Source organism: Arthrobacter sp. 05L421 (genome assembly GCF_056397785.1).
The window spans coordinates 23,719-31,672 of record NZ_JBFTOC010000031.1 but is presented as its reverse complement, the minus strand read 5'-3'; the positions used below and the strand labels follow the sequence as shown (position 1 = coordinate 31,672).

The window sequence follows — 7,954 nt, the reverse complement described above, 5'->3', positions numbered from 1 at the left end:
CCGCCGTGCGACCGGTCCGCCGCGGTCCAGTTCCCAGAAGACCAGGGCGAACGCGATGACGTTTGTTACCCAGATCTGCAGTGCTGCCAGAAGGAGCGTGCGCCCGTCGCCGCTGCCGGAGTCGGTCAGCAGAATGATGAGCTGCACCAAGGCGACGCCGTTGGCGGCGACGAGGAGGAGTGCCTGGCCCGTGGCTAATCGTTTGGACCAGCGCGTCTCTTTGCGCAAGCGGCGGGGGTTGAGGATCAGCAGGGGAATCAGCATCACGAGTCCGATTCCCACCACCGTGTAGCGGATGGCCGGCAGGAAGGCGCTGGGAAGAGCGGCATAGAGGCCCAGCGCGATGAGCAACCCGACTACGGCCGGCCAGCGGTGTTCGGCGCTATCCTTCAGGTTTGCGGTCTCAGACATCCACCGAGTCTAGGCAAAGCTGCCGTGCATCCCGGTCCGGGCGCGCACTGAGCCCAGAGCAGATATTCACAAGCCCGGGAAGTCCGTTCGAGGATACATCGCCAACGATGAAAAAACACCCCCGCGCCTGGCCTGGGGGAGGTCATCGGCGCGGGGGAGTTCCCCGTAAAACCGGATGCAGTCCCGATGTTGGCCTTGCACACTCAGGAGTAACCTGTTATTCGTCACCAGCAATGGTGCTGGTGCTGACCAAGGAGTCGTGCCATGAGTGTCGAATCAAGCTCCGCGGCGGGGACCGCCCCGGCGGGAAGTGGTCGCAGGGCTGAAAATCCCGTACCAGCCCAAGACGCTGTTGTGTCTCCACAGGTGAGCGCCAGCCCACCCTTTGCCGATCCGGCAGCTTTAGGTCTGGGCGCTTTCGCAATGACCACGTTTGTTCTCAGTGTCATCAATGCCGGCCTGATCCCCAAAGCGGTCGAACCCGTAGTCCTGGGACTTGCACTGTTCTACGGCGGCATGGCGCAGTTCGCCGCCGGAATCTGGGAATTTGCGAATCGCAACGTTTTCGGCGCGACGGCTTTCTGCTCTTACGGAGCCTTTTGGCTGTCCTTCTGGTTCTTGAGCCAGTTCAGCGCGGGCAGCCTTCCGGCGGCGGACGCCGGCAAAGCTGTCGGCCTGTACCTTCTGGGCTGGGCAATCTTTACCGCGTACATGACCATTTCTGCGTGGCGCGTCAGCATGGGCGTCTTTGCCGTTTTCGTCTTCTTGACCCTGACGTTCATTGCGCTGTTTCTTGGCGCTTTCTCCGGGGCAACCGGACTGACGGTGCTGGGCGGCTGGCTGGGCATCGTGACGGCGCTGATTGCCTGGTACTGTTCCCTCGCGGTGGTCGCGAACTCGACCTACAAACGGACTGTGCTTCCGGTGGGGCGACGGTGACAGGCCATGGCCGCAGACCCAACAGAATCGGATGAGGCCCTCGCAAACCTGTTGCACGAGCAGCGGCGCTTTCCTCCGGAAGCGGGCTTTTCCGCGCAGGCCAACGCCACGTCGTCGGACTATGACGAGGCCGCCGGCGACAGGCTGGCGTTTTGGGCGCGGCAGGCGGAGCGGCTGGACTGGTCCCAAAAATGGAGTGAGGTCTTGGACTGGTCAAATCCGCCATTCGCCAAATGGTTCGTTGGAGGCAGGCTCAATGCAGCCTACAACTGTCTTGACCGTCATGTAGCTGCCGGCCGCGGAGACAAGGTTGCCTATTACTTTGAAGGTGAAGCGGGGGACACTCGAGCGATTACCTATGCTCAGCTCACCCACATGGTCTGCCAGGCAGCGAACACGCTGAGCGAACTGGGCGTCATGCCCGGAGACCGGGTGGCCATTTATATGCCGATGATTCCGGAGACCGTCGTGGCGATGCTGGCCTGCGCCCGAATTGGGGCACCGCACACAGTCGTGTTCGGCGGGTTCTCTGCGGACGCGCTCCGGACGCGGATCCACGACTGCGACGCGCGGATCGTCGTCACCTCCGACGGCGCCTACCGCCGCGGCAACGCCAGCGGGTTGAAGTCCGCCGTCGACGAGGCCCTGCTGGACTGCCCGGACGTTCGCAACGTCCTGGTGGTCCGCCGTACAGGCCAGGAGGTCGATTGGACACCAGGCCGCGATATTTGGTGGCACGAATCGGTTGAGCTGGCTTCCGCCGATCATGAAGCCGAGACCTTCGACGCCGAACATCCCCTGTACGTGATGTACACGTCCGGCACCACGGGCAAGCCCAAGGGCATCCTGCACACCACTGGTGGCTACCTCACGGCATGCGCCTATACCCACTGGGCGGTGTTTGACCTAAAGCCTGAGACCGATATTTTCTGGACAGCCGCGGACATTGGCTGGGTTACCGGGCATAGCTACATCGTGTACGGTCCCTTGGCTAATGGTGCTACTTCCGTGTTGTACGAGGGCACGCCGGACACCCCGCACAGGGGCCGCTGGTGGGAAATCATCGACAAGTACAAAGTCTCGATCCTCTACTGTGCCCCGACCGCCATCCGTACGTTCATGAAATGGGGTGCCGAGATACCGGCAAAGTACAGGCTTAGGAGTTTGCGCTTGATCGGCACCGTAGGCGAACCGATCAACCCGGCCGCCTACATCTGGTACCGCGAGAACATCGGGCACAACCAAACGCCCGTTGTGGACACCTGGTGGCAGACCGAGACCGGGGCCATCATGATCAGTCCGCTCCCGGGCGTAACAGCAGGTAAACCGGGCGCGGCCATGAGGGCACTGCCAGGGGTCGTGGCCGACGTCGTAAATGACGCGGGCGCACCGGTTGCCAACGGCTCCGGCGGCTATCTGGTTCTGGGGGAACCTTGGCCATCCATGTTGCGCACCATCTGGGGAGACGCCGACCGGTACGTGGAGACGTATTGGTCACGGTTCCCGGGGCTCTACTTTGCAGGGGACGGCGCGAAGAAGGATGAGGATGGGGACATCTGGCTTCTGGGCCGGGTGGACGACGTGATGAATGTGGCGGGACACCGGCTTTCGACGACGGAGATCGAATCTGCGCTCGTCGCCCATCCGAAGGTGGCCGAAGCCGCCGTCGTGGGTGCCCTCGACGACACAACCGGGCAGGCCATCGTCGCCTTCGTCATCCTGCGCAGCGAGGCAGGTGACGGCGGACCGGAGGTTGTGCAGGAGCTGCGGGACCATGTGGCCAAGGAAATCGGCAAAATCGCCCGGCCCCGGCAGATCATGGTGGTAGCCGAGCTGCCTAAAACCCGGTCCGGCAAGATCATACGACGGCTCCTCAAAGACGTGGCGCAGGACAGGCCGATCGGGGATGTCACCACCTTGGCGGACGCGTCAGTCATGGAGTTAATCAAAGCGGGCATGCCGGGCGGCGCCGGGGGGCTGCACTAGTTGGGACGCACGTGTTGTTGAACGATGGACAGCGGGACGCGGCGGCGGAGTTGATCTGCAACCCTCCCTACGGCCCAGGGCCGCATGTCCTTCGTGGCCGGTCACGCGGCGGGAAGCACGTAGTCTGTATGCGGTCGCCGGTGTGGCGTTTTCTGACTGTGGCTTGGCCAAGGATGGACCGGAGTTCGTTGGTCCTTCGAGATCGTGGCTGCCGGATGTTCGGTTCGGGCTGGTGGAGGACCGTGTGCCCGGATGTGCCCGGGGACCGCAGAAAGGCGGTCCCCGGGCACATCTGACTTGCGGGTTGGCTACCGTGCTGCGAGTTCGGCTGGTGCCTCTTCGGCGCGAGGTGCGGCCGGGGCCGCGAGGTTTCGTCGCTGTTCGCGGCGTTCCATGGCTGTGGCCAGTAGTCCGAGTGCGATGTTGACGATCATGAAGCCCAGTGCCGCGACGATCTGTGCCTGAAGCAGGGAGCGGCTGTAGTACGTGCCGATCACGGTGGCGCTGCGCAGCAGTTCAAGGTAGCCGCCGAGCACGAAGGCCAGGGCGGTGCCCTTGAAGAGGATCACCATCTGGCTCACGAGGGCCGGGCTCATAGACCGCAGCGCTTGAGGCAGGAGCACCAGTTGCATGGTCCGGATCCCGGAGAACCCCAGGGCGTGAGCGGCCTCGGTCTGTCCGGAGGGAATGGCCTTTATTCCTGAGCGGAGGAGATCTCCCACGACGGCGCTACTGAAGAGCGTCAAGGCGATGACGAGGAACCAGAAGTCGGAGAGTTTCAGCCCGTAGGAAGGCAGCACCAGGGACGTGAAGTAGAGCAACAGAAGCAGCGGTACGCTGGCGAAGACGTCGGTAAATACGCGGCACGCGAGGCGGACGGCTTTGCGGCGCGAAAGCAGGCCGAAGGCGAGCAACGAACCAAAGAACAGGGACAAGGCCATGCCGACTGCTGCTGCGCGCAGGTTGTTGGCGAGTCCCTCTCCCAGGAGCGCCCACAGCCCCCATTGCGTGAACGGTTTCCAGGCCGCGGCGCTGAATTCCCCGTGTGCGTCGAGCACCTGATACACCTCGTACGCACCGAGGGCCAGAGCTGCAACGCAGATGATTTCGACGACGGTGTGGCGGCGTCGGGAGCGGGGGCCCGGCGTGTCGAAAAGTGTTTTGGTAGTCATCGGCTGAACGCCGCCTTTCGGTCAATAATGGCCACGAGCCGGCCGACGATGAGCCCGATCAGCAGGTAGCTGACTGCCGCTCCGCTGAAGATCAGAAACGGTTGGGCCTGGTCGACGGCGGCTTTGTTGGTGGCGAACGTCAGGTCCGCCACACCGACCAAGGCGGCGACCGAGGTGTTTTTGATCATGGTGATCAGCACGTTTCCCAGCGGCTGGACAACGGTCCCGAAGGCCTGGGGCAAGATGAGGTGCAGCATGGCGGGCCGCGGGGCGAACCCGAGGGCACGGAGGGCTTCCAGTTCACCTGAGGCGACGGTGTTGAGGCCGGACCGGAGTGTTTCGCTGACGAACGGCGCGGTGTAGAGGACCAGGACAATCGCGGCCGATACAAAAAGAGAGTACTGGATGCCCAGGAGCGGGAGGCCAAAGACGAACAGGACCATTTGAACCGGCAGCGGAATGTTGCGGAAGACCGTGACGTAGGCGGCGGCAGCAACGTTGAGCGTGCGGATCGGGCTGACCCGCATTGCCGTCAGCAGGGTTCCGAGTACCAACGCCCCGGTCCAGCCCAGCACAGTGAGTTCGAGGGTTATCAGGACTCCGCTGGTGAAGTCGGCGGCATAGCCGGAGAGGAAGGACATGATGACGGCCTACAGAGTGATGTGCGGAGCGGTGACCTCTGAGGGGCGCACGGCTCCGATGGTGCTGTCGTAGGCCTTCTTCCACTCGCCGTTGTCGGCGATCTTCTTGAGGAAGCCGTCGAGGTAGTCGTGCCACGCGGTGTCGTCCTTGGCGGATCCGATCGCGTATTCCTCTGTTGCGAGGTAGTCTCCGACGACCTTGAAGTCGCCCTTGTTCTGCTCGATCAGGCCCAGGAGGAGGGACTCGTTGGTGACCACGGCGTCAACCCGCTTTTGCTTCAGCGCCTGCGCGCATTCGCTGTAGGTGCCGAAGAGGGTGAGTTTTGCTTGGGGGGCCAGGGTGGGCAGGAGCTGGGCGGCCCGTGCGCCGGTGGTGGTGCACACGGGTTTGCCATTGAGGTCATCTTTGGTGGAGATGGATGATTCGTCGTTGCGGACCATCATGGATACGCCGCTTTCCAGATAGGGGCCCGCAAAGGCGACTACCTTTTTCCGTGCGTCGGTGACGGCGTAAGAGGCCAGGATCAGGTCGACTTTGTTCTGCTGGAGAAAGGCCTCACGGTTGGCCGTTACGGCTTCGACGTATTCAATGTTGTCCTCGCTGCCGGTCAGGTCTTTGGCGATGCGCTTTGCCAGTTCGATATCCAGGCCCTCCATCTCACCGCTGACCGGGTTTTTGACTCCGAACATGGGCTGATCGAATTTCACGCCGACGATGACTTTGCCGCGCTGCTGGATCTTGCTCATGGTCGTTCCGGCGGCGAAGCTCTGCGTCGGGGCGCTGGCGGGGGAGGGGGAGCTGCCGCAGGCGGTGGCGCCGAGGGCGAGGGTTGCGGCGATCGCGACGGAGGCGAGGATACGGAGGGTTTTCATGATTGTCCTTTTGGGTGGGCGTCGGCATCGGTGCCGAGGCTGGTTGGGTGGGGGATTAGTGCACGGAGGAGAGGAAGCTGCGGGCGCGGTCGCTCTCGGGGGCGGAGAAGAAGGTTTCGGGGTCTGCTGTTTCGACGATGGCGCCGTCGGCCATGAAGATGATGCGGTCTGCGCAGGACCGTGCGAAGGACATTTCATGGGTGACGACGAGCATGGTTGTGCCGCGTTCGGCGAGCTGTCGCATGGTGGCAAGGACGTCCTGGGTGGACTCCGGGTCCAGGGCTGAGGTGGGTTCGTCGAAAAGGATTACTTTGGGGTCCATGGCGAGGGCCCTGGCAATGGCGGCTCGTTGGGATTGTCCGCCGGAGAGCTGCGCGGGGAAAGCATTGGCTTTCGCCCCGATACCCACCATGTCAAGGAGTTCGCGGGCGCGCTGTTCGGCTGCGGCTTTGCTCTGGCCCAGGATCTTCCTTGGGGCAAGCGTGATGTTGTCCAGGATGGTCCGGTTGGAGAACAGATTGAATGATTGGAAGACCATGCCGACTTCGGTGCGGAATTTGAAGAGTTCCCGCCCTTCGGCCGGCTGCGGTGCGCCATCGACGAGGATCTGTCCGCTGTCAATGGTTTCCAGACGGTTGATGGTCCGGCACAGCGTGGATTTGCCGGAGCCGGAGGGGCCGAGGACGACGACGACTTCTCCACGCCTGACGCTGAGGTTGATGTTGCGCAGAGCGTGCAGGTTGCCGAAGTGTTTTTCCACGGCCCGGAATTCGACGACGACGTCGCTTTCCGCAGGCAGTATTGAGGCGGTTTCGGGCATGGGGTATTCCTGTCTTGGGTTGCGGTGACGAGGTCTTCTGAACGAAAACCTGTTGAAAAGGGAGGCCGTGCGGGCCGGTTAGGGGAGGCCGAGCTCCCGAAGGGTGGTTGCCACCCGTTTTTCCTGCTGCCTGAGGAAGGTACGGAAGGATTCGCCGGTGGTGAAGGCGTCCTCCCAGCCGTTGTCGGACAGCGCCTGTTTCCAGGCCGGGGAATCATGGAGCCGGGTTAGCGCCTCGATGAGTCTGTTCCGGTCCGCCTCGGACAAGCCCGGAGGAGCGAGGACTCCGCGCCAGTTCGTGAAGACTAAGTTGATCCCGGACTCGCGGAGGGTGGGTGCCTGGATCCGGGCCTGGCGGTTAGGGCCCGAGACAGCCAGCACCCGCAGCTGTCCGGAATCGATCTGCTCCGCATACTCTGCCAAACCCGAAGTTCCGAAGGTGACCTTCTTCTCCAGCAGCGCCGGCAAGAGCTCACCTCCGCCGGCATAGGGTCGGTATTTCACGTCTTTGATCCGGATGCCTGCGGTGCGTGCCAGCTCCATCGGGAAGAGGTGGTCCGGTCCGCCGACGGCCGAGCCGCCCCCCACCGTGATGGTTGCCGGTGAGGCTTTCCACGCGGCGACCAGGTCCCCGACCGTCCGGTACGGTGAGTCCGAACGGACCAGGATGCCTTCGGGCTCCTCAAGCATTTTGGCTACTGGCGTGGCGTCTGAGACGCTGATTTTGGAGCCGGTTGCGTAGCCGGAGCCGACAACACCCAGTCCCATCATCATCATGAGGCTGGGGTTTCCTGCCTCATTGGTCAGCCGGGCCATGGCAACGGTGCCGCCGTCGCCTGTGACGTTGAAAATTTCGATATGCCCCGCGATTCCGGAATCTTCCATGACGCGGGCCGCGATCCGGGCGGTGATGTCATACCCGCCCCCTGGGCTGTTCGGGACCATCATGCGGGTGTCGGATACCGACTCGGCTCCCGGGGCGGCCGATCCACAGGCACTCACAGTCAGGAGCAGTACGACGGCTGCGGCTCTCGCGTACTTGGACAGGGTCATCCTGCTCCTCACCTCCTTGTGGTGTCCGCCGGGCCTTGATGGCGTGGCTACTATCAAAG

Annotated in this window: 7 protein-coding genes and 1 pseudogene; 2 read left to right on the top strand and 6 right to left on the bottom strand. The window is 63.1% G+C overall.

What is annotated here, in order from left to right; translation table 11 throughout:
• Positions 1-411, bottom strand: a pseudogene (locus AC1DKQ_RS21040) (hypothetical protein); the annotation flags it as partial.
• Positions 412-765: 354 nt separating this feature from the next.
• On the opposite strand from AC1DKQ_RS21040, the gene AC1DKQ_RS21035 reads away from it, so the two are divergent.
• Entirely contained in the window at positions 766-1,350 is a 585-nt protein-coding gene (locus tag AC1DKQ_RS21035; protein WP_476920098.1) for an acetate uptake transporter, read from the top strand.
• A 6-nt stretch (positions 1,351-1,356) separates the two neighbouring features.
• Positions 1,357-3,336, top strand: a complete 1,980-nt coding sequence (gene acs, locus AC1DKQ_RS21030) for an acetate--CoA ligase (protein WP_476883440.1) — start codon at positions 1,357-1,359, stop codon at positions 3,334-3,336.
• 308 nt (positions 3,337-3,644) lie between these two features.
• Here the strand turns inward: acs and AC1DKQ_RS21025 are convergent, their stop codons facing one another.
• The 5 genes from AC1DKQ_RS21025 to AC1DKQ_RS21005 all read right to left on the bottom strand — a co-directional run bounded on the left by AC1DKQ_RS21025 (position 3,645) and on the right by AC1DKQ_RS21005 (position 7,907).
• A complete protein-coding gene (locus AC1DKQ_RS21025; protein ID WP_476883441.1) occupies positions 3,645-4,508 on the bottom strand; it encodes an amino acid ABC transporter permease in 864 nt (287 codons plus the stop codon).
• Positions 4,505-5,149, bottom strand: a complete 645-nt coding sequence (locus AC1DKQ_RS21020; RefSeq protein WP_476920097.1) for an amino acid ABC transporter permease — start codon at positions 5,147-5,149, stop codon at positions 4,505-4,507. Before AC1DKQ_RS21020 ends, AC1DKQ_RS21025 begins: the two co-directional genes overlap by 4 nt.
• A gap of 9 nt (positions 5,150-5,158) precedes the next feature.
• On the bottom strand, positions 5,159-6,022 hold the full coding sequence (locus AC1DKQ_RS21015; RefSeq protein ID WP_476883443.1) for a glutamate ABC transporter substrate-binding protein: 864 nt from the start codon (positions 6,020-6,022) through the stop codon (positions 5,159-5,161).
• 55 nt (positions 6,023-6,077) lie between these two features.
• Positions 6,078-6,842: an amino acid ABC transporter ATP-binding protein gene (locus AC1DKQ_RS21010; RefSeq protein ID WP_390205315.1), complete on the bottom strand. Its 765-nt coding sequence runs from the start codon at positions 6,840-6,842 to the stop codon at positions 6,078-6,080.
• Between the two features lie 78 nt (positions 6,843-6,920).
• The gene (locus AC1DKQ_RS21005; RefSeq protein ID WP_476920096.1) at positions 6,921-7,907 is read right to left on the bottom strand and encodes a Bug family tripartite tricarboxylate transporter substrate binding protein; all 987 of its coding nucleotides are present in this window, start codon (positions 7,905-7,907) and stop codon (positions 6,921-6,923) included.
• Positions 7,908-7,954: the final 47 nt, after the last annotated feature.